The sequence below is a fragment of the Halogeometricum borinquense DSM 11551 genome (assembly GCF_000172995.2).
Lineage (GTDB): Archaea > Halobacteriota > Halobacteria > Halobacteriales > Haloferacaceae > Halogeometricum > Halogeometricum borinquense.
Window position 1 is genome coordinate 168,232 of record NC_014735.1, and the last position, 20,937, is coordinate 189,168.

Below are 20,937 nucleotides of genomic sequence, written 5' to 3' on the forward strand. Positions count from 1 at the left end.
CCCACTAAAATTGGTCGGTCTGATCGACTACCTGCTGTGCAACTTCGAGCAGCTCCAAAGCGCGGTCTCTCTGCACTGGCTCAGGTGCGTACGCCGCTTGCTCGTAGGCACTCGTGAGTTCGGTGAATATGGCGCTCACGTCTTCGGACGCCTCCGCCCGGACGTGCTCTAACAGTTCCCAGTGCGTCAGCGATTTTTCAACGCCGAGCGAGTCGGTCATCTTGGTCCGTATCGTCTCGTAGGTTGCAATGACCGCCTCGTCGGTCGCACCGCGCGCTAACTGTGGTTCGACGACCGCAGCCAGTTCGGCATCCACCGCAGCAGATTCAGTGGCGTCTGCCGTGGCGGTTGTCGTGATCTCTTCTGTCTCTGCTGCGGCTATCTCAGACGACACGCTCTGTTTCTGATCGCGTTTCCGACTCAGCAGGTCGAGTATGCGTGTCGGAAGCAACTCGAGCGCTTCAGCCGCTACGATTCCGCTCGTCCCTAACACAGCCAGCAGGCCGACGATTGCGATGAACCCAGTCGGTGCGTTCCACCACGACGTTCCTGTTCCTGTGTGCTCACCGCTCGGAACAGTCAATTCGACTGCGTCGGTACTGGGTTCGAGATTTCCACCGTTCGGATCGTAGGCCGCTGTGACAGTGACAGAACCGTTCGCTTCTTCGAGGCCGATTGTCGATTGAACCATCCCACGTGCGTCCGTCGAGAGCGTCTTAACCGTCGTTCCGCCGACTCGAATCTGTATCTGTTGGCTACTGACTGGCTGTCCAGAGTCAGTCGTGAGTTGCCCGCTGATCTGCGCGGCCGAGTTCGTAACGTTCGTCGCTGACAGCGAGAGATTCGTCTCCGTTGACCGGATTTGAACGGCCGTTCGGTTCTGCGCGCTACTGATCGCTCGGTCGGTGAGTGCAACCGCCGCATTCGCTGTTTGCGTTCCGACCGCGAGACTGGCGGGAACGGGGAGTGGTACGCTGAAGGTTCCGTTTGCCGTCGTCGTGACCGTTCTGGACCGCTCTCCGAGCGAGACACGGACGGGGACGTTTGCCACGTCGCGTCCGGCGGCACTAACTCGGCCAGTAAACCGAACTATCTCCCCGTATCGGGCGGTTTCATCCGACCGACTCACCGTCACGGAAGCGTTCGTCTGTCTCACCGAGAGACCGACGGTCGTCTCCGACCGGCCGTAAAGCGACGTTCGGGCTGGTCGGTACATAACGCGCACTCGGTCGCTATCGAGCGACAGCAACGTCGGTCGATAGACGAGGTCGAAACGGCCCTCAGCGTCGGTTTGAGTTCGTAACAGTTGCTCGCCAACCAAAACGTTAATCGCTCGATTTGCGACTGCCTTCGACTCATTTGTGGCCAGCCGTCCGTCTAATCGAGTCGGTGACCCGAAGCTAGCGGTCGTCCGATTCGCACTGATCTGTAACGTCGTTTCGACGAACTCCAACTCACGAATCTGCTCCGATGTCTCCGTCGTGTTTTCTACAACCACCTCGATGGTCTGGCTTCCTTCGTCGAGGTCGAGTGAAGTTCGATCCGTTAGCTGTTGGTACTGGCCTTGCAGTTGTCCGCCGGTTCGATTCACAGCGACCGCGTCGGCTACCAGTTCGCGCGCCAGGGATCGAGCTTTCGAGGTGTTACCGCTCTCACGCGCTCGCTCGTACTTCGATTTGGTCTCGCGGAAGTCGTTGACTGCCTCAATGTAGGAACGCTGTTGGGTTCGCGTCTTGTTGAACTCCGCCAGCGTCTCTTCGCTGTCTCCACGCTCACCGGACTCCTGAACGACTGTCGCGTACTTCGAGGCCCAGTCCGGGTATGATTCATCGAGCCGAGAGCACGCAACGCGCTCTGCCACTCGGGTCTGTTCTGTACAGTCGATGAGCGTTTCTGAGATTCGCCCGGAGAGCCATTCTCGAATCGTGGATAGGTCTCCGCTGCCGGACGCGCTATCCGGGTTGGCGTGCTGTATCGTGGAGTTGTTCGAAGTCGTCGGCGCGTCTGTCGGTGTTGCGACCTGACTCACGCTCGGCGCGGGAGCCGGGGCTGGACCGCCAGTTGAGACTCCCGCGACCCCGCCGACCGGTGCGACGACAAGGCAGAACGCGATGAGGCCGATTGCGACTGATGCAGCACCCCCCTTGAGTGTCACTGTTGGTGAATACGCGAAGCGGATCGTAAAACATCTTGCGCACTCTCGTTCGGATGCCATCTGTCGTCGTCGGTTAACTCGAACGGGCACACTTTTGTGCTCCAGACCGAAGTGACCACAGACAGATGCGGCCGACAAACCGGTTTTGGGGCGCGGTGGGTACAGGCGGACTGCTCTGCGTACTCGCTGGCATTTTTGCCGATCCGCTCTTGCTCGGCGCTGCTGCGCTCATCGCTGGAACTGTTCTCATGAGTCAGTACCGGTTCACGAATGAACTACTGACTGTCTCGAGTGCGATGTCGGTCGAACAACACCTCTCGCGCACCCACGTACTCACCGACGAACCGGTTCTGTTAACTCTTCGCGCGGATCTCCCGGTGGAAACACTGCTCGATGTCACTATCTCACCGTCACTGCCGCTCATCGCAACGTCTGTCTCTCCGGATGAACGGACGGTATCTGTCGCGGACGGGCAGGTGACACGGCAGTCGTACCAACTGACCGTCCCGACGGCTGGTGTTGCACGGTTTTCCCCACCGGAGGTGACCGTGACTGGCCCAGCCGGATGCTTCGAGGAGACGTTCTCGGTCGCAGTCGAAGAAACGCTGACCGTTGAACCACGAGCACCGCGCCGAATTCACGTCGGACAGGGCGGAAACAGGGTTTCGACTAGTTTCGGCGAACACGAGTCCGGGCAGCGTGGGTCCGGTCTGGAACCCGCCGAGATACGGCGGTACGTCTACGGAGACGACATCAGCCGGATCGATTGGAAGGCGACGGCACGACTCAACCATCCCCACATCCGTGATTACGAGATGCCGACCGTACGGCAGACAGCACTCATCGTCGATCATCGGGCATCGACGGCGGACGGGACGCCCGGCGAGACAAAGCTCGATTTCCTGCGGGAGATTGCGCTCGCGTTCGTCAACAGCGCGGATTCGTTGGACGACCCTATCGGTCTCTACACTGTCGGTGACGAGGGAACGACGAATACGGCACCACCGAGAGCGAGCGAAAGGCAGTATCGGTCGATTCGTTCGACGCTTCGTAATCTGGAACCGACGACTGGTGAGAGCGGGGCCGCTGACGCAAAACCGGGACAAGCGGCGATATCGCGCCGCACTGCAACAACTCTCTCCGAGGATAACACCGCATTTGGGGAGACGCTTCGACCGTATTTCGGTGCGACCAACCGATACGCCGACCGATTTGCTGACCGACCACTGTTTTCGACGACGCAATCCCGTCTCGGCCGGTTGCAGGGTGCCGTGTGGAGTGTCGTGCTGACTGACGATACGAATCGGAGCGAACTGTACGAATCGATCAAAGCCGTGCGTCGAACTGAGGGCCGCGTCCTCGTGTTTATCACGCCGTCGGCACTGTTCGATTCCACACTGGGCAATATCGAGGCAGCCTACGCCGAATACCGTGAGTTCGAGTCGTTCCGCAAGCGCCTCAACAAACTCGACGGCGTTACCGCGTTCGAGGTCGCTCACGAAACCAGACTGGAATCGATCCGGCAGTCAGGGCCGAGCAGTCAGCGACGCTCGGAGGGGTGGGGCTGATGGCTGAGTCTCTCCCATCGTCGCCCGCCTCTCCGGCGTCTCTTGTCACTGGGTTTGGATTCGTTGCAGTCGCCGTCGGGTTGGTCGGCTCCGGTGGTCTGTTCGGTCTTCTGCTCTCTGTTCTCGTCGGTATCGCGGTGGCGTGGACACCGAGAGTGTTCGCTGTCGCGTTCGGGGCCGTTTGTCTCGCCGCGCTGAGTTCCGACCCCCTGACAGGGGCGAATCTGCTTTCGGGTCTCGGCTTCTTCGGCCTTCTCCTCGGCGCTTCGACACAGGAGGCGACGTGGCGTCGCGCTCTCATTCTGAATATTGCCGCGTGCGCGATTCTGCTCTCCGTCCTCGCCGTCAGTTGGCAACTGACGACCAACCTGTGGTTGCTCGGCGCGATACTCTGCTGTCTGTGTGCCGTCGCTTTTTATACGATCCACCGCTATCAGCGAATTAGTATGGGATTGGTTGAGGGGTCGGCATGAGTTCGGTGACCGAAACGGATGTGGACGACGAGTCTCCGCTGCACGATGAGTCGCCGGCCGACCGTGAGACGCTTCGTGGACGAATCGAGGTGTTGCGTGAGGAGAATCGACGACTCCGTGAGGAATATCTCCGCGCTCGGCAGGCGCAGTACCGGCGGACCGCAATCGGAATGGCCGCTATCGGCTTGTGTGCGTTGGCGGGGGCGGCAGTCCTCCCTGCGTTGCGGACGACGCTATTAGTCCTCGCAGGCACTGGCGGGTTCGGTGCGAGTCTGCTGTACTACCTCACGCCCGACCAACTTGTTCCCGTATCGGTCGGTCAGTCGGTGTTTACCGCACACGACCGGCACGCCTCCAGTCTGGTCGATGAACTCGGACTGCAGGATACGACGGTGTATGTTCCACGTGTCCGTGACCAAGAAGCGGTCTCGCCGGAGCAGATACGCCTTTTTATTCCGCAAGCGCGCGGGTGGGAGCTTCCATCAGATGACGCGTTGGCCGCGACGTTCGTCGAACCTGACGATGAGATGCGGCGGGGGATCTCGCTCGAACCGACTGGCGTCTCGCTGCTCTCGGAGTTTGCAGACGCGGCAAACACGAACCCTTCTGAGCCTGCTGATCTCGCCGACCAACTCTGCGAAGCCGTCGTCGAGCAGTTCGAACTCTCGACGTACGCCGATGCGGAAGTCGATACCGCGACGAACCGCGTATCGGTCCGGGCGGGTCACTCGGCGTACGGCGAGTTGACGGCGTTCGACCATCCACTCGTGTCAGTCATCGGCGTGGGACTGGCTCGGGGACTCGGCGCGTCCGTCGAAACTGAGTCGGTCGAATCAGTCGATTCCGACGAGTACCTCATCTCGTACCGCTACCGGACGATTGACTCGGCTTCGACAAAACAGGGCTAATCCTTCTGTTTGGTACGGCCGCCATCACCGACTGCGGGAGCTTGTGCGGTCACGTCGCCCCGACTCGGCGGCGTCGTCGTGTCTAAGATGCCTTCGATGATTGCTTCGGGTTCGACGTCACCAATTTCGGCGTCGGTGCTGAGCACGAGACGGTGTGCGAGCGCCGACACCGCGAGTGTCTTCACGTCGTCAGGGATTACGTAGTGTCGGCCTTCGATTGCCGCGTGGGCTTTGGCCGCCTGTAGCAGGTGGAGGCTCCCACGCGGAGAGATTCCGTGACTCACGTCGGGCGTCTCTTGGGTTCCTTCGGCAATATCGAGAACGTAATCGCGGACTGGCTCGGCGACGTGGACGTTTTTGACCTTGGTGCGGGCCGAGGCGATGTCTTCAGCAGAGAGTACTTGTTCGAGATCGTCGGGGCCGAGATTCGGTTCGTAATTAAATCGGTCAAGGATCTCGGCCTGTTTGTCCCGGGAGGGAATGTCGATGGCGATCTTGAACTGGAAGCGATCACGCTGGGCTTCGGGGAGACCGAACGTCCCCTCCATCTCGATTGGGTTCTGCGTGGCGACCACCATGAACGGTGTCGGCAGGTTGAGTGTCTCGCCCTCGATTGTGACCTGCGTCTCCTGCATCGCTTCGAGCAGTGCGCTCTGCGTTTTCGGCGTCGCGCGGTTAATCTCGTCCGCGATGACGAGATTCGAGAACACGGGTCCGCGTTCTAACTCAAAAGCGCCGGTGTCCTCGCGGTATATTTTCGTCCCCGTAATGTCTGCGGGGAGTAAGTCCGGCGTCATCTGGATCCGTCGTCCTTGCAGTCCAGTCGTTTGGGCGAATGCGGCGGCTAACGTCGTCTTCGCGACGCCGGGGACACCTTCGAGAAGTAAGTGGCTCTGCGTGAGAAGTGAGATTGTGAGCCGCTTGAGGGCGTCCTCCTGCCCAATGAGAACTCGCGCCGCCTCCGTCTGGAGGGTTGAGTAAAGCTCCGCTGGGTCAGTCATCTTCTGATAAATTGGTCTCTTCTGGCATAACTCCTGTCATTACACGGCCTAGCTCCGTCTCGTCCCAGTCGGGGTGCTGGGACGCAAGATATGCTCTCAGCGCATCTGCGTCTACTGGTGTCGACTCCGTTTTGCGGTCGAACACGCCAACGAGTTGCCGTGGTCGGAACACGATGACACCAACGAGTATGAGCGCTATCGCACCAAATCCAACTTGTGCGATTGGTGTGCGTTGAAGCCAGAGTACGAACCCGGCGAGCGGAGGTATCTGCTCTGTGTGGCTATAGTCGGCGACGACCCGGTCGTGTGATTCGAGAAGTCCAGTCACGAAGGCACGATTCCCCTCGCGTTCGAGCATTGCGTTGATGAACATCGAGGGGTCGCTGACGACGACTATCGTGCCGTCGCCAACGGACTCCTGCGTGGCGATGGGGCGCGATCCCAACGCCTCGCTATCATCGAGTTGGTAGTTTCGGTTGCTATCGACATAGGAGAACTCAGAACTCCGTGCAAGCACGGTTGTACCGTTCGCACGGAGCGCGCTTCCGTGGTTAAGCGTCAGCGTCTGGTCCGTGTTGAGGAACGTTGCGTTCGGTGTGGTGGTCGCCTCGCTAAAGTTCGGCGTCGTGGCGTACTGCTGTTCATCACGGAGCAGACGACCGTCGATGCGAACGTCGGAGTCGAGCGCTGAAAGAAGGGGGTTCGTATGCGGCCCGAAGTCGTCGGCAACGACGACCGTTCCGCCCTGTTCGACGAACTCCCGGACTCGTTGTGCTTCCGCGCGTGTGTAAGCTTGATCTGGTGACAGAATGATCGAGACGGTATTGTTCGGCTCTCGGTACGCCGTTTCGAGTTCGGTCGCCACGCTAAATGTGGCTCCAGTCTCCGATGCGACCGGTTGTACGTCCGCCGCACCGTTCCACGCTGAGTTGTACGCGCTGAACGATGCTGAACTGGTCGCCGCACCGATGCCGAGACTCAGGACGACGACCACCGCGAGTCCGATGACGGCGATTCGGGCGTACTGCCCGATGCGATCAGCCATCGTTACAGCACCCCCGGCGGAAGGATTTCGAGGATTCGTTGGACGACCACGTACGCGAATCCGATCAGCCCGGCGAGAATTATCCACCGGAGTCGTCGCCGCCACCGCGGCGTGATCCGGAAGGGTGCAGTGAGTTCGACGTTGACCAGAAACGCGATCAGCGAGACGACGAAGAACAGTTCGAGAGAAAGACTCTCAAGAAGCGTCAGTACGACTGCGACGGCGAGCATCGAAGCGACTTGCGCGTGGACAAACTGGTGCCGCTTCGAGAGTGGCATGGTTCCTATTGGTGGGTACGGCGTTTTGAAGCCATCGGGTTTGTTATTTCGGTCGCTCCAGCGTCTGCAACACTTTGAGCGAGAGTTCGTCGCCGGTCAGTTTTCCCGCTTGGAACTGCTCGTACCACGAAACGTTGGCGTGCCACGTGCCGAACGGCGTGTCGGCGTCTTGCAGTACTGTCGCATCTAGTCGTTCGACATCCCACTCGGTATCTACCTGCCGGAAGAATCCGCCCGCAATCATCCCGATTTCACCACCGAGTTCCTGATACGACGACTTCTTGCTGAGATAGCGGAGTGATACCGCTGTCTTGTCGCCGTTTAATGTTAGTCTCTTGACTGTTACATTTCGTTCGGTGATGTATGATCGGAACGCGGCCAGACGTCGCTCGTTGTTTGTCGGCGTCGAGGTCGCTTCTTCAGTGGTCGTTTCGCCGTCGGTGTTTTCTTCCGTAGCGGGCGCAGACGCACCACATCCCGCAATACTGGCGCAGCCACAAGTTCCGAGGCCGACGAGAAACGCACGGCGCTTCATTTGTTTTGGTATTACAATACTGACGTATCAAATTTTCCGTCGGGGTACTTAACTAGCAACACCGAATTCATCGTCCGTAGGACATCACTGAATATTCTGACGACGCCGGGGAGACCCATTCTCTGTCTCGGTTTGGTTATTCTTTGAAAACATTCTGAAAAATAACATCGGGTTAACATATTCCGAAGTATTATATCCCTCGTTGTGTTTCACAGAACCATGAGGCTCGGGAATAGCAACCGCACCAAACTGATAAGTCTGGTGCTAGTGGGAGTCGTGGTCTTCTCCACAGTCGTCGGACCTGTGTCCGCGGCTTCCGCGTTGTCAGGTGAACAGGATTCTACTCACAGTGTCGCCGTTCCGGGGAGTGGAACGGCGCCGCTTTCCGTGAGTGATGATCTCAAGATAAATGCGACAGAGAATATCTCAGTCTGGCAGTATAGTCTGTTGCCGCTACGAGCGCAGACATTTAGTACGCCAGATGTGTCCGACGTTCAGAAACCCGCACACTCGATTGAGAGTACTTCTGTGAGGATTAAGACGGGAGACCTATCCACATCGCTGGATAAACAACAGTTCCACGTTTTCACACGCGGGGAACCGATCACGTCGAAGTTCTTCCAAGACGGGTATCAGGACGTCATCGACGATGAGCGCGTTCAGACAGTCGCTATCCGACTGAAAGAGGGTGCCGAGAAACCCGATTCGATCGAGCATATCAGTCGATACATCACTGACAGCGAGAACACGCATGCTCGAATTATCAATGACACGACGGGTGAACCCGGTAAGAACTACTTCCGATTTACACCCCAGAAATCCGGTCAGTACGTCTTTGCAGTGGCGATAGTCGAGAACGGGAGCCAACCTGACCATCCCGGCCTCGTTCAGATTTCTGACGGTGATCTCGAAGCCAAGAGCAACATTACCATTGTTGGCTTTAATCACTACATCGTGCGTGAGGGTGCGTCCTCGGTCAGTCATCAACCGGTCGCCGCTACCGGCAGCAATGTCTCGGTACACGTGGACGCCTCGCAGAACCTCAGCGCGTCCGACGTGTCTCATACCGTTCTCTTGCTCAACGAAACCGAAATCAGCGACCAAAGCCAGGAAATTCGAGTCAACGGGACGGAAATCGAGGCTATCGAATCTTCTGTCTCTGGTGTTGAAGGCGTCGTCGATATCGAGGATGGTACGAACATCCTCGGAAGCGAACTTCCCAAAGGCCAGTACAACGGAAATACGAACGTTATCTCGCTGCTCGAACGGCTGACTGATAATTCGACGAACGTCACTTCGACCGGCGATACGACGCTGTACTCGTCGTTGACCAGTACCGTTGGTGGCCCGACGGAGACTGTCTCGCTGCAAACGAACGAGAATTTCTCGACCGGCGAGTACTCGATTATTCACTTTGCAACGGCGCAGGACAGCACCGAAACCATCACGTCCGAAAGCACGATCAAACTCGTCGAAGGCGTCCAACTGAACCTCGCGGCGAACAACACGACGGTTCGGCAGGGGACGCCAGTCACGTTCACGGTGACCAACGAAGAGGATGAGCCGGTTGCCAACGCCAACGTGACCTACGCTGGCGAGACCTACACGACGGGCGCTGACGGAACCGTGACGTTCTCCCCGAAGGAGTCCGCCACGGCAACCGTCAGTAAGGAACCGGTCGGTGACACGGCCTATATCGGTGACAGCGTCGCTCTCTCCGTTGTGGCTCCCGCGTTCGAGCTGACCGAGTTCGATCTCTCCACGACGGAACTGTCGAGCGACGAGACGCTGGTCGTCAACGGTACCGTTCAGAACGTCGGTGACTTCGAGGGCTACTTCACCTTCGAACTCAAGCGCGACGGACAGATCATCGACGAGCAGACGGTTCAGGTCGCTCCCGGGCAGACCGCTGCTGCCTCCTTCGATGTGACGTTCGACCAGACCGGCCAGTTCGATATCGGTCTCAACAGTCTGGCTCCGAAGACGGTGACTGTCACTGGTATTCCGGACATCGAGTACTCCAACTTCGATGTCAGCTCGACCGACGTTGACCTCGGTGACAGTGTCACGGTGTCCGCGACCGTCGAAAACAACGGCTCCGGTCCGGGCGAATACAACGCCTCGTTCGTCAAGAACGGCGATATCACCGACTACCAGAACGGAACGCTCGGCGCTGGTGAGTCGAAGACCATCTCGTTCACCAAGACGCTCGCGCCCGGCACGTACGACCTCGGAATTGCCGGACTCGGTCCCGCGACGGTGACCGTTAACGCACCGGCGAACCTCGAATACTCGAACTTCGAGGTGTCTCCGGATACCGTCGCACTGGGCGAGTCCATCACCGCGAACGCGACGGTCGAAAATACCGGTGGTCAGGCTGGCTCCTTCCTCGTCGCCTTCGCTGTCGATGACGAGGTTCTGGAGACGAGAAACGTCTCCTTGGACAGCGGCGAGACCACGAATGTCTCGTTCACCGCGGACAGTCTCGGTATCGGCGACCACACGGTTCGCATCGGCTCGCTCGATGCGAAGACCGTGACCGTCTCCGCTCCCGACCTCGCGGCGACCGTGACGAACACGCCGTCGGAGGTCTCTGAGGGCGTCGTTCCGGTCGAAGCGACGGTCTCGAACGTCGGGAACGCCGAGGTGACCGATGCGACGGTTGTCCTCGACGCACAGCCTGAAGGCGGGTCCAACTACACTCAACTGACGAACGAGAGCGTGACGCTCTCGCCCGGCAGTTCGACGACGGTGACTGCTGAACTCACCCGTGCGGAAGCACGGAACTACACCGTTCGCGTCCGTGCCGATGCGGACGATCAGTTCACCGAACCGGACGAACAGAACAACATTGACGAACAGTTGGTCACTGGTGGTCCGCTTATCACCGGGACCATCAACACGTCTGACGGCGACGCGGCGGCCGACGACGTCGTGTACAGCTTCGTCCTCGACGGACTGAACGTGACCGCTGTGAACGGTGCCGTGACCAACGACAACGGGACGTTCTACGTCCCCGCGAACGCGACGACCGAACAGAACGTCGGCTACCGGCAGCTCAACCTCTCAGCTAGCCAAGCCGATGATCCGGTGTTCGAACGCGACGGTTCGCCGGACATCTACGCGCTGACGACGGTCCCCGCCGTGACGAACGTCTCGAACATCGGGACGTTCGACCTGCCGAACGCCGGTGTGCTGAACGTCACGGTCGTAGACCAAGACGGCGACCCTGTCGAGGGAGCAACTGTCACTGTCGTCCATCGGAACAACGACGCGATCACGGGTATCACCGAATCGACGACGGCGCAAGGAACACCCATCTTCAGTGAAGGCGGTGAGACCGGCATCGAGGTTCGCGGTGATGTCGGTGTCATCGTCGAACCACCGGAAGAAGACCGGTTCTCTGAGGGTCCGTACACGCGCAACGTCACTGTCAGCGAGAACGGCAAAGATCTCGTCATCCATCTCGCCGAAGGCGCTGATCTGAAGCCCGACCTCGATATCGAGCGACAACAGCGCTTCGGCGACAACGTCACAGCGAACGTGACGGTCTCGAATGACGGTCTCGTGGATGTCGATAACGCAACTGTTGACCTCCGGATTCGGAGTGCATCCGGTGAGACGAAGACGCTCACCAAGCACACAGGCTTCGTCGCCAACCGGACCGACAGTGCGAACGAGACGGAACTCTCGTTCGACTTCACCGACTTCGCTGAGGACAACCTGCTCGGCGACCTTGCGGACGGCAACGCCCGCGTGACGGTTATCGTTGACCCGAACAACGAAATCACCGAGACGGACGAAGGCAACAACATCGCAGTCAACTCGACGCTCGTCCGGTACGCTGACGCCGACGTTCGGGTCTTCGTCCCGAAAAACACGCTGGCCAGTACGCCCACCAACACGGTCGTATTCGTGAAGAACAACGGTACGGCACCGATTCTGAACGCGACGGCCGCGGTTGACTACGGTGATGGCAGTAACACGACGGTCGATCTGGGTCGTATCAACGCCTCGCAGACCAACACCACGCGAGCGCCTCACACCTACAACAGTGGTGGCGATTACACGGTGACTGCGACGGTTGACGACGCAGTACCGTTCGACAACAACGAGGCAGCGAAGACGATTGAGGTCAAAGCGTTCGATCTGAACCTCGACGCGGAGGACATCTCGGTCCCGACTGACGCGACGAACGGGACGACGTTCACCGCGACGGCACGGTTCCAGACGAACTACCCGACGACGGTGAATGCGACGCTCGAACTCCCGGACGGCCTCGAACTGGTCGCTTCGGAGAACGCGAGCAAAGATGTCCCAGCATCCGCTACCGGTGGGACCGCTGCGTGGAAGGTCCGAGTCAACACGACTGAGGATGTCTCCGACGCGCAGGTGAACGTCACGACGAAGGCACACGGCCAAACGTCGTCGGCGAGCACCACTCTGAACCTCTCGGTGCCGAAGATCCGCCTCACGGACACCAACGCGACGACGCTTTCGTCGGGTTCGGACAACGTGACGGTTGATCTGTCCAGTGCGACGACCTACGACCACACGGTGAACGTCACCGTGCAGGCTGGTTCACAGGGACGGACCCTCGCAGGCCTCGAATATCTGTTCACCTACCCGTACGGGTGCGTCGAGCAGACGACGAGCCAGATGATGGGTGCGCTTCGGACGGACCAGTACTACCGCAGTGGCGACATCCCGAACAACTACAACCGGCAACGGGCGAACGACACTATCGAAATCGGTGTCGAAAAGCTCGGCACGAACCAAGCGTCCTCGCTCATCTGGCCTGATCTCGCACAGAACGAGGACGGCTCTTGGAGCATGTACGGCGGCGCCTTCTACGACGAGGGCGACCTCTACTACACGACCGCCGCGCTGCAGGGCGTGACGTCGGTTGCAAACGACGAAGTGCAAGGGACCCGCGCTGAGGTCTCAGACGATATCCAGACGGTCAACGCAAGTCGTTCGATCGAGTGGCTCTCCGACCACCAGCGCGCTGATGGCTCCGTCCCCGCGACGGATTACTTCCTCCGCGACCAGTTCTCCTCGACGGGGTACACGATGGTCGCGTTCGACCGCGCAGAGCCACACCTCAACTCGAGTGCTACGCAGACCGCCGAGGACTTCCGCGTCGATGCGGCAGTCTTCCTCATCGAGAACCAGAACAGCGACGGTAGCTGGGCGAGCGACCGAAGTCAGTCCGACATCAGCCAGAAACCGCAGGCGACTGCACTCGCGCTCCGCGGCCTCGCAACGGTCAACGAGAGCGCTGCACTCCGTCAGCGTGTGAATCAACAAACCGATACCGACCTGTCCACTGCCATCGATAACGGTTCGCAGTGGCTGATCGACAACCAGAACGCCGATGGCTCGTGGGACGCCTATCGGAACTCCTTCTTCTGGAGTTCTAACGGCGAAGTCACGCGGGCGACGGGTCACTCGATCCTTGCACTGAACGAGACGCAGGGCGTGACGACCCAAGGAACCTCGGACGCAGCCGACTCTGTCGAGGATGCCACCGACTACCTCGTTGGCGTCTACGACAGTGACGGCTCGTTCGGTAACACCCGTGCGACGGGTGTGGCAATCAACGCGCTGACCACCGCGGACCAGCGCGGTGTCACTCCGCAGACCGTCGATGTGACGGTTGGCGGCGTGACGAAGACCGCATCGGTCGATAGTTCGACGACGACCGATACGGTCACCTTCTCGACCAGTGAACTTCAGCAGTTCCGCGACGAGGGAACTGGTAAAATCGAGTTAGAGGCACAGAACTCCGACAGCCTCGTCGTCATCGGCGTCGAGTCGGTGCAAGTCGTGAACGAAGATGAGCATACGGAGAACAACTGAGGTGATTCAGATGAAGCAGACATTTACCGCAGTGACGGCCGCACTCCTCGTGTTGGCACCGATTGCGCTCGCAATCGGTCCCGGAGCCGTAGCTGCGCAGCAAGACCCATATACGGTCGAGGTGGTAGCACCGGACGACTTCAGCACAAACGGGAATCAGACGCTCACCGTCCGTGTGACGAACAACGCGGACGACGCGTTCCTGAACCCCGTAGTCGAAGTACCGATTAGCAGTCCGCTGTCGCTTCCCGCGGGCGCGACGGACACCGTCTACGCCGATGGTGACCCGAGCAACACGCGTGAAGCAGCGGTTCAGGACAGTACGTTCCAGACCGGTGACGCACTCGTTATCAGTGGTGCCAACATCGACGCTGGCGAGACGCGCACGTATCACTTCAACGTGACCGTCGATACGCCCGGTTCGACGACTGTCTCCGCAGACGTCCGACCGCTGTACAACACGGACCAGAACGTCCGAGCTAGTACGTCCATGACGGCACTCGGAACGGGTACCGTTTCGGCGAACGTTGTCGATACGGACGGGAACGCTGTCAGCAACGCCGACGTGTCTATCGACGGCAACGCCGTGGGTAGTAGCGTCTCCGAGACCGTCCTCGAAGGCGAACACACTGTCTCCGTGTCCGGTCTCGACGGCGATTACCCGTCGTTCACGTTCGACACGGCCGTTGGTGGTGACAACTCCGTGACGTTCGTGAAGCAGGATGAGAAGACGATTCAGCCCATCGCTTACACCAGCGACGAGACGAACATCGTCGTCAGCAGTACCTCTCGGACCGAAGGATCGGCTGTCTCACCCGTAAATACGACCGTTTCGTTCACCTTCTCGAAGGACTCCGGAACGGCCGTCTACGAAGTCCAAGAGCCGTCCGTCGCCACCAAAGGTGACGGGACTGTCAGCACCGACGGTAATCTCGTGTCCGAATCGATGGTTGACGGCGACAAACGACTGGAAATCAAGCCGACAGGAGCGACGACGCAAGTGGATCTCGAATACGAAGGATACGAACTCGGAAACGTGAACCGTGACGACACTGTGGACGCAACGGATGCTTCCGCGGTCTCAGCGGACGTCGCTAAGGGGCAGTCCCCTGAGTACGCCGACGTGAACGACGACGGTCGCGTGTCCGCAATCGACGCGATGTTCATCGCACAGTACGCCGCCGACAACCGAACGCCGGACTACTCGGGGGTGCAATAAGATGCGAACAAGTATGCAAGTACTCGTCACCGCGATGTGTGCCGTCATGCTCGTCAGTGCTGGGCTGACGGGATTCGCCGGTGCGCAGTCGAGCAAAACCATCTCGGTGAATGCGCAGGACACAATCACCGAAGGGAACGCAGACGATAGTGCGACACTGGTCGCACAGAACGTTGAGGACGCCGATGGCGTCGGCGCGTACAAGGTGCACATCACCTACAACGACAGCGCCGTCAGTCTCGATGTTTCGGGAACCTCGACGTTCGACGTGAGTACCGACCAGAGCAAGAGCGGAAACACGGTCACCCTGACTGTCGTCGGTTACACCGACAAAACGCAGGGACCGACCGGTCAGGTCACACTCGCAAACGTTGATGTGACCGCTAACAGCCCGAATGACGGAACTGACGTCGATGTGACGGTTGAGGAATTCTCCGATACGAAGGGTAACCTCCTTCCCCACTCCGGTGGGACAGAAAGCATCGTCATCAGCCGATCTGATGATGATGGCGGAGATGACGGTGACGACGGTGACGACGGTGACGACGGTGACGACGGTGACGACGGTGACGACGGTGATGATGGAGATGACGGTGACGACGGTGGCGGTGGCGGCGGTGGCGGCGGTGGCGGCGGTGACGTGACCCCGACGCCGACGACCTCGACGCCCACGACTTCGACACCGACGACCTCGACACCGACGACTTCGACGCCGACGACGGACACGCCGACGACGGATACGCCGACGACCTCGACGCCGCCGACGGACACACCAACCGATACGCCGACGGAAAGTCTGACGCCCGGATTCGGTGTCGTTGCTGCTATCACGGCGCTTCTCGCCGCGGCGCTCCTCGCGGTTCGCCGCGACTGAGCAACGCGACCATTCGGTTTTCCCACTTTTTCGAGTAGCCGATTGCCGTTATCCGACCCTCAGTCGAGGGCGGGTCGTTTCCGCGACCGAGTTGCTATCATCTTTGTTACTGTCCCCATATGAGATCACGTACCAATACTCACAGGTACAATCTTCAAATGGGTACCCGACGTGTACTTAGTGCGGCTAGGATGTGAGGTACTGTCATGGTCTGATCGCCTACCCAGGCCGTCAACCAGTACCTACACCGTCCGAAACAGTAGCTCCCTCAATCTGAATATGCCTGACGAACACTACGAAGCAGGTGAACACGTACCATCGTCGCTCACAGCGCATACGGCACCGGACGACCTTCGTTTCACGACGGCAGTCGATGTCTATGCCGGATATGGCAGTCAATGGCACGTCTATCCGGTAGAAGCCGTCGAGTCTCGAAGCGAGATCCTCACAGAACCTCCGGAACACCTCGATACAGACGTATCGTTGTACACACTTCCGTACGAACAACTCCGATAATCGCTTTTTGTCGCTCCATGCAGTCGTTCGGGGGGTCGTTAGTTTGTGTCTCGTTCCGACGAGGACGCTGCTACGTGTGTACTATCCGCCGTGATATCGCATCGAACGAAAAAGCGCGGGATGGTTCTATCCGGTCCGCTATTCCTAGCGTCAGTTCGTGGCACGACGCGCCAGGAGCGTCAGCGAAACGAACAGGATGAGGAGGCTGATGTCCGGGAGGACCGGTGTCTCCGTGGTTGTCGTCTGTACAGCCGTAGACGGTGCTGTTGACGATGCCGTTTGGGTCGGCATCGTCGTCGCCGTCGTGTTTTGAGGTGGTTCGGTGGAAGTGGTGTCCGTCACCTGTTCGGTCGTCGAATCAGCAGGCGACGAAGTGGTGGCGTCTGTATCTTCGTCCGCAGAGTCTCCACCTGCGGGCTGTTGTCCGTTCGGAGCCGACTCACTCGTTGTCGGTGTCGTCGTTGGTGTCGTCGTCGGTGTTGCCGTCGGAGATTCCGTCTCAGTTGGTGATTGCGGTTCCGTCGTACTCGGTGTCGACGGCTGTTCGGCCACGACGGAGAGCTGCTGTGAATCGCTCAGACCGATGAGTTCCTTCTCTCCGAATACTTCGTTGTCGCGCCGAACCGTGCTGTAGACTCGATAGTCCCCGGTCGAGAGCGAACTGAGGTCAACAGTGGCAGTGTAAGTTAGGTCGGACTGTTTCGTCGCAGTCGTACGAACTGAGTCCGTATCGTCTCCGACGACAACTTCGACAGTTGCCGGCGGTGGCGATACGTCGTTGCTCACCTTCGTCAACTCGACGCTTACCTCCATCTGGCCGTCGCTCTCAGCACTCTCTGGCGCATGCTGGTCAACCGTGTATCCGGCAACCACGAGCGGTTGGACGGCGTATACCTCCTCGCTTCCATTCATTATTGCGACTGCGTACGTCCCCGGGTCGTATCGGTCGAGTTCGAACCTCGACTCGTCGTCGCCCACCCCGGGATTGCTGTGCATGAGTTCCTGTTCGCTGTTTATTATCCGAACTGTGTACTCCTTGTCTGACGGAGCGTTGGTCGTAACCGAGACGTAGTCACCAGTTTGGTATTTTCCGATGTCTGTGACTGTCTGTTCGCCCCACTTTGTTTCGATTGTTCGGTCGGGAATATCGACAGATTCCTCGGTACTGATACGATAATCCGCCGTTTGCCCGATTGAGACGGGAACCGTCAACAGGCAAACTGCGAGGAAAACGCCTAGACAGACTCGAGTCGAGGCCATGTGCTATACGACCATTTCCGCAGTGAGGATAAGTGTGTTTCTTCGTCCGCGTACGCACGCCCATTCGCCCGCCCGCCCCGAAGCTCACTCTCGCAACCCAATGATGAAAACTAACCGGTAATTACAACTAGTTAATCAGTACCATCCACTGACATCTTCACAAAGTACTTAACTGATCCGTCATTTGTCTCATCTACCCCTACCCGAGACGACACGCTGGCGAGTAAGCTGTGTCCCCAGCCCTTCAGGATATTGGGACGTCAACAAACGGCCAAAGCCTGTGTCGTCGTACCAACGATAGACAAACCATGACAAGTAATACGAAGCAGTTCCGCGCAGTATTCCTCGCGGCGCTGATGGTTATGTCGGTCTTCGCCGGCACCATCGCGTTCGCTGGAAGTGCTGCTGCGGTCTCTGGTGCGTCCAAAGTAACCTTCAGTCCGACAGATGTCGATGAGGGTGAAACGGGCAGCCAGCACAACGTGAACGTATCGATTTCTGGATATACTAACGCTGATGGCGCTGCGGATACCATCAACGTCACGCTCCCCGCGGGCGTGACGTTCGCCAACTCCAATCTGGTCATCGAGAACGCCTCGGGCACCCAGATCGGCACTGGCTCCGTCACCTTGACGAACAACGACGCTAGCGCAGAGATCAGCATCAACCCTGCCTCTGGCGACGTTACGGACCCGATCTACCTGAGCGGTACCGTGACGGTTGACGCGCCGAGCAACATCGGATCCGACCAGCAAGGTCAGGTCACGCTCTCGATGACGCAGTCTGACGGATCTGACCTCGCTGCGACTGACATCCAGCAGCTCACCGTCAACAACCTTGAGGAGGACAACACTGCTCCGAGCTTCGAGGACGCAGACCTCTACGACAACGACACGTCCGCGAGCGAGGATGCTGAACTCGAACTGGCCTTCAACGAGCCTATCAAGGACATCGAGAAGAGCGACTTCAACCTCTACGTCGACGAGGAGCCGATTGCAGACAGCAAGATCTCGCTCGATCAAAAGGGAAGCTCCGGTCGCGTCGTGCTCGGTCTCGACGACGTCTACACGGGCGACGTGGAGATCAAGCTCTTCGATAGCATCGAGGACACCTCGGGTAACGCACTCGACGACACGGGTAACAAGACGGTAACCGTCGCTCCCGTGCCGGTGAAGGATGGCAGCGACATCAACGCCTACCAGGGCTCCAACATCGCTGTTATCACCGATAAGACGCAAACCGAGATTACTGTTGAGGCCTCTGACGACGAGGACTTCGACTCCTTCCAGGAAGGTAACACTGGCACGAACAGTCAGGTCTACGTCTTCAGCACGACCGACGACACTGAAACCGGTCAGTACAACATCACTCTCAAGGGCGAGGGCAGCGCGCAGGTCAACGTCCGTAACCTCGGCCTCGAAGTGAACATCGACGACCTCAACGTCACGACTGAAGACGAGATTGAGGGAGTAGTCGAGGCGAAGGCAGGCAACCGTCCGGTCCGACTCGAACTGCTCGACTCCGACGGTGACACCGTCGAACAACGTGACGTCGAACTCTCGGGTCAGCGCAAGTACGAGTTCTCGTTCAACGCATCGGAACTCGACCTCGACGCAGACAACTACACGGTCCTGGCGACGGACAAGCAGTCCGGCGTCGAATCCGAATCCTCCTCGATCGTTGTTAAGAAGGCCGGTGAGGGCCGCACATCGTTCCCCGGAGACCGTCTCTTCGTGGACCAGCGCGGTGACGTTGCGAACATCACGATCAACGTCGAAAACTCCGACTTCGCAACTCTGTCGCTCGGGTCGGACGATCTCGCCTTCGAGAGCAACGTGACGATCGAAGACGTCAACGGTGACGGACAGGTCAGCCTCCTGTTCAACACCTACGCCGCAACCGGAATGTCCGGTGACCTCGGCGATGGCGGTAACGTCTACAGTACCCCGTCGCTCGAAGATCAGGACGACGACGAGATCACCTCTGCAACTATCGAGCAGAGTGTCAAGTCGCTCCTCGAGCCGGGCCGGTACCCGCTCGAAGTCCGCGCGGGTCAGGATGAGACTGTCGACTCCGAAGACGCTGGTACGCTCGAGCTCGAAGAGCGTAACACGACGAACATCCAGAGCTGGGTCGCCCCGACTGGTACGAACTTCGAAGATATCGACGAACTCTACGACGCAGTAGAGAACAACAACCTCACGCAGGCGAACAAGATTGCCAAAGGCGACATAGCGGTCCACAAGCTCGAGGCCTCCGGTCTTGAAGGGCTCCTTGGTGCACAGTCGGACGACGACGTGTCCAGCGAGTTCTTCTCCGAAGTCAATAGTGACGGCGCCTTCGAGCTCACCGTTGAGCAAGCGAACCCCGGTGCGAACCGCGACCCGTACGAACTCGAACTCGGTACGGACAACACGACTGTCTGGGCCGACTCCGACAACAACACGTACTTCATCAAGTACGATACGGACCAGGTCACGACGACCGAGCGTTCGATTGACAAGGATCACGTGCTCGAAGCGAACTTCACGGTCTACGAGGACGAAGGTAACCTCACCGACGTAGACGACGGTGAGACGGTCAAAGACGAGTACGAAGTTGTCGAGGCCGACTACATGATCGACGACCCGTACAACGTGACGAATGCTGCTGGTCAGACGATCATGGCCGAGACGACTGTCGCGCCTGGTACGGAAGTCAGCGTACGAGCCCGCTCGACGGGTGACACGCAGCCGAGCTTCCTGAAGCCCGCGACCGTCTACGTCACCGAGAACCAGACGTTCTCGGCTACGCTCGACTTCAGCGAACAGGCAGTTGGCGACACCTACGAAATCACGATCGACGGCGGCGCAGCTGACTCTGTAACGGTTGATGGTAACGTCGTCGAGAGTCCCGAGACGCCGACGCCGACGGACACGCCGGACAACGAGACGGACACGGCGACTGACGGCGAAGATACGCCGACGGACACGCCGACGCCGACGGCCACGCCGACTGACGGCGGAGACACGCCGACTGACGGCGGAGACACTGAAACTGAAACCGGCACGGGTACGCCCGGCTTCGGTGTCGTCGTTGCTGTCACGGCACTCCTCGCCGCGGCGCTCCTCGCAGTCCGCCGCGACTAACGTCGCTGGCTGAACCACCGGCTCACGCCGGCCTCTTACTTTCCTTTCTTTCGGCGCGGTACCCGAGCACAGTCAAAACTCATCAGTAGTGTCATTCAATTCTAATAAGAATATT

Annotated in this window: 14 protein-coding genes; 8 read left to right on the forward strand and 6 right to left on the reverse strand. The window is 59.0% G+C overall.

Annotation, left to right across the window (positions count from 1 at the left end; translation table 11 throughout):
* Positions 1 to 4 precede the first annotated feature (4 nt).
* Positions 5 to 2,155 carry a DUF4129 domain-containing protein gene (locus HBOR_RS15060; RefSeq protein WP_006055901.1) on the reverse strand — a complete coding sequence of 717 codons (2,151 nt, stop codon included), beginning with the start codon at positions 2,153 to 2,155 and terminating at the stop codon, positions 5 to 7.
* Positions 2,156 to 2,280: 125 nt separating this feature from the next.
* On the opposite strand from HBOR_RS15060, the gene HBOR_RS15065 reads away from it, so the two are divergent.
* The 3 genes from HBOR_RS15065 to HBOR_RS15075 are packed head-to-tail and all read left to right on the forward strand — an operon-like array spanning position 2,281 to position 5,104.
* Positions 2,281 to 3,723, forward strand: coding sequence for a DUF58 domain-containing protein (locus HBOR_RS15065; protein WP_013446580.1), 1,443 nt, complete (start codon positions 2,281 to 2,283; stop codon positions 3,721 to 3,723).
* Complete coding sequence (locus HBOR_RS15070) at positions 3,723 to 4,196, forward strand: hypothetical protein (protein ID WP_006055903.1); 474 nt, start codon at positions 3,723 to 3,725, stop codon at positions 4,194 to 4,196. The genes HBOR_RS15065 and HBOR_RS15070 overlap by 1 nt, the downstream gene beginning before the upstream one ends.
* Entirely contained in the window at positions 4,193 to 5,104 is a 912-nt protein-coding gene (locus HBOR_RS15075; protein ID WP_006055904.1) for a hypothetical protein, read from the forward strand. Before HBOR_RS15070 ends, HBOR_RS15075 begins: the two co-directional genes overlap by 4 nt.
* On the opposite strand, the gene HBOR_RS15080 is transcribed toward HBOR_RS15075, so the two are convergent.
* From HBOR_RS15080 to HBOR_RS15095, 4 genes are read right to left on the reverse strand one after another with little or no spacing between them, the layout of a single operon-like run.
* On the reverse strand, positions 5,101 to 6,105 hold the full coding sequence (locus HBOR_RS15080) for an AAA family ATPase (protein WP_006055905.1): 1,005 nt from the start codon (positions 6,103 to 6,105) through the stop codon (positions 5,101 to 5,103). The genes HBOR_RS15075 and HBOR_RS15080 overlap by 4 nt on opposite strands.
* Positions 6,098 to 7,150: a DUF4350 domain-containing protein gene (locus tag HBOR_RS15085; RefSeq protein WP_006055906.1), complete on the reverse strand. Its 1,053-nt coding sequence runs from the start codon at positions 7,148 to 7,150 to the stop codon at positions 6,098 to 6,100. Before HBOR_RS15085 ends, HBOR_RS15080 begins: the two co-directional genes overlap by 8 nt.
* A gap of 2 nt (positions 7,151 to 7,152) precedes the next feature.
* Positions 7,153 to 7,428 carry a hypothetical protein gene (locus HBOR_RS15090; protein WP_006055907.1) on the reverse strand — a complete coding sequence of 92 codons (276 nt, stop codon included), beginning with the start codon at positions 7,426 to 7,428 and terminating at the stop codon, positions 7,153 to 7,155.
* A 43-nt stretch (positions 7,429 to 7,471) separates the two neighbouring features.
* Positions 7,472 to 7,963 (reverse strand): hypothetical protein, encoded by a 492-nt coding sequence (locus HBOR_RS15095; protein ID WP_006055908.1) that lies wholly within the window; start codon positions 7,961 to 7,963, stop codon positions 7,472 to 7,474.
* A gap of 528 nt (positions 7,964 to 8,491) precedes the next feature.
* Between HBOR_RS15095 and HBOR_RS15100 the strand changes: the two genes are divergently transcribed.
* From HBOR_RS15100 to HBOR_RS15115, 4 genes are all read left to right on the forward strand, one after another.
* The gene (locus HBOR_RS15100; protein ID WP_241432384.1) at positions 8,492 to 13,825 is read left to right on the forward strand and encodes a CARDB domain-containing protein; all 5,334 of its coding nucleotides are present in this window, start codon (positions 8,492 to 8,494) and stop codon (positions 13,823 to 13,825) included.
* Positions 13,803 to 15,044 carry a dockerin type I domain-containing protein gene (locus HBOR_RS15105; protein ID WP_013446582.1) on the forward strand — a complete coding sequence of 414 codons (1,242 nt, stop codon included), beginning with the start codon at positions 13,803 to 13,805 and terminating at the stop codon, positions 15,042 to 15,044. The genes HBOR_RS15100 and HBOR_RS15105 overlap by 23 nt, the downstream gene beginning before the upstream one ends.
* Position 15,045: 1 nt before the next feature.
* Positions 15,046 to 15,918, forward strand: a complete 873-nt coding sequence (locus tag HBOR_RS15110) for a PGF-CTERM sorting domain-containing protein (protein WP_006055911.1) — start codon at positions 15,046 to 15,048, stop codon at positions 15,916 to 15,918.
* A 279-nt stretch (positions 15,919 to 16,197) separates the two neighbouring features.
* Positions 16,198 to 16,434, forward strand: coding sequence for a hypothetical protein (locus HBOR_RS15115; RefSeq protein WP_006055912.1), 237 nt, complete (start codon positions 16,198 to 16,200; stop codon positions 16,432 to 16,434).
* 150 nt (positions 16,435 to 16,584) lie between these two features.
* Here HBOR_RS15115 and HBOR_RS15120 read toward each other — a convergent pair whose 3' ends face one another.
* Positions 16,585 to 17,694, reverse strand: coding sequence for a hypothetical protein (locus tag HBOR_RS15120; RefSeq protein WP_006055913.1), 1,110 nt, complete (start codon positions 17,692 to 17,694; stop codon positions 16,585 to 16,587).
* Positions 17,695 to 18,002: 308 nt separating this feature from the next.
* Here HBOR_RS15120 and HBOR_RS15125 point away from each other — a divergent pair, with 308 nt between their 5' ends.
* Positions 18,003 to 20,822, forward strand: a complete 2,820-nt coding sequence (locus tag HBOR_RS15125) for a BGTF surface domain-containing protein (protein ID WP_006055914.1) — start codon at positions 18,003 to 18,005, stop codon at positions 20,820 to 20,822.
* Positions 20,823 to 20,937: the final 115 nt, after the last annotated feature.

What these genes read in the sequence shown, in the direction of transcription:
- HBOR_RS15095 (WP_006055908.1), bottom strand. Translation starts at nt 7,963, where the DNA reads ATGAAGCGCCGTGCGTTTCTCGTCGGCCTCGGAACTTGTGGCTGCGCC.
- HBOR_RS15110 (WP_006055911.1), top strand. Translation starts at nt 15,046, where the DNA reads ATGCGAACAAGTATGCAAGTACTCGTCACCGCGATGTGTGCCGTCATG.
- HBOR_RS15090 (WP_006055907.1), bottom strand. Translation starts at nt 7,428, where the DNA reads ATGCCACTCTCGAAGCGGCACCAGTTTGTCCACGCGCAAGTCGCTTCG.
- HBOR_RS15125 (WP_006055914.1), top strand. Translation starts at nt 18,003, where the DNA reads ATGACAAGTAATACGAAGCAGTTCCGCGCAGTATTCCTCGCGGCGCTG.
- HBOR_RS15120 (WP_006055913.1), bottom strand. Translation starts at nt 17,694, where the DNA reads ATGGCCTCGACTCGAGTCTGTCTAGGCGTTTTCCTCGCAGTTTGCCTG.
- HBOR_RS15080 (WP_006055905.1), bottom strand. Translation starts at nt 6,105, where the DNA reads ATGACTGACCCAGCGGAGCTTTACTCAACCCTCCAGACGGAGGCGGCG.
- HBOR_RS15105 (WP_013446582.1), top strand. Translation starts at nt 13,803, where the DNA reads ATGAGCATACGGAGAACAACTGAGGTGATTCAGATGAAGCAGACATTT.
- HBOR_RS15065 (WP_013446580.1), top strand. Translation starts at nt 2,281, where the DNA reads ATGCGGCCGACAAACCGGTTTTGGGGCGCGGTGGGTACAGGCGGACTG.
- HBOR_RS15075 (WP_006055904.1), top strand. Translation starts at nt 4,193, where the DNA reads ATGAGTTCGGTGACCGAAACGGATGTGGACGACGAGTCTCCGCTGCAC.
- HBOR_RS15115 (WP_006055912.1), top strand. Translation starts at nt 16,198, where the DNA reads ATGCCTGACGAACACTACGAAGCAGGTGAACACGTACCATCGTCGCTC.
- HBOR_RS15085 (WP_006055906.1), bottom strand. Translation starts at nt 7,150, where the DNA reads ATGGCTGATCGCATCGGGCAGTACGCCCGAATCGCCGTCATCGGACTC.
- HBOR_RS15070 (WP_006055903.1), top strand. Translation starts at nt 3,723, where the DNA reads ATGGCTGAGTCTCTCCCATCGTCGCCCGCCTCTCCGGCGTCTCTTGTC.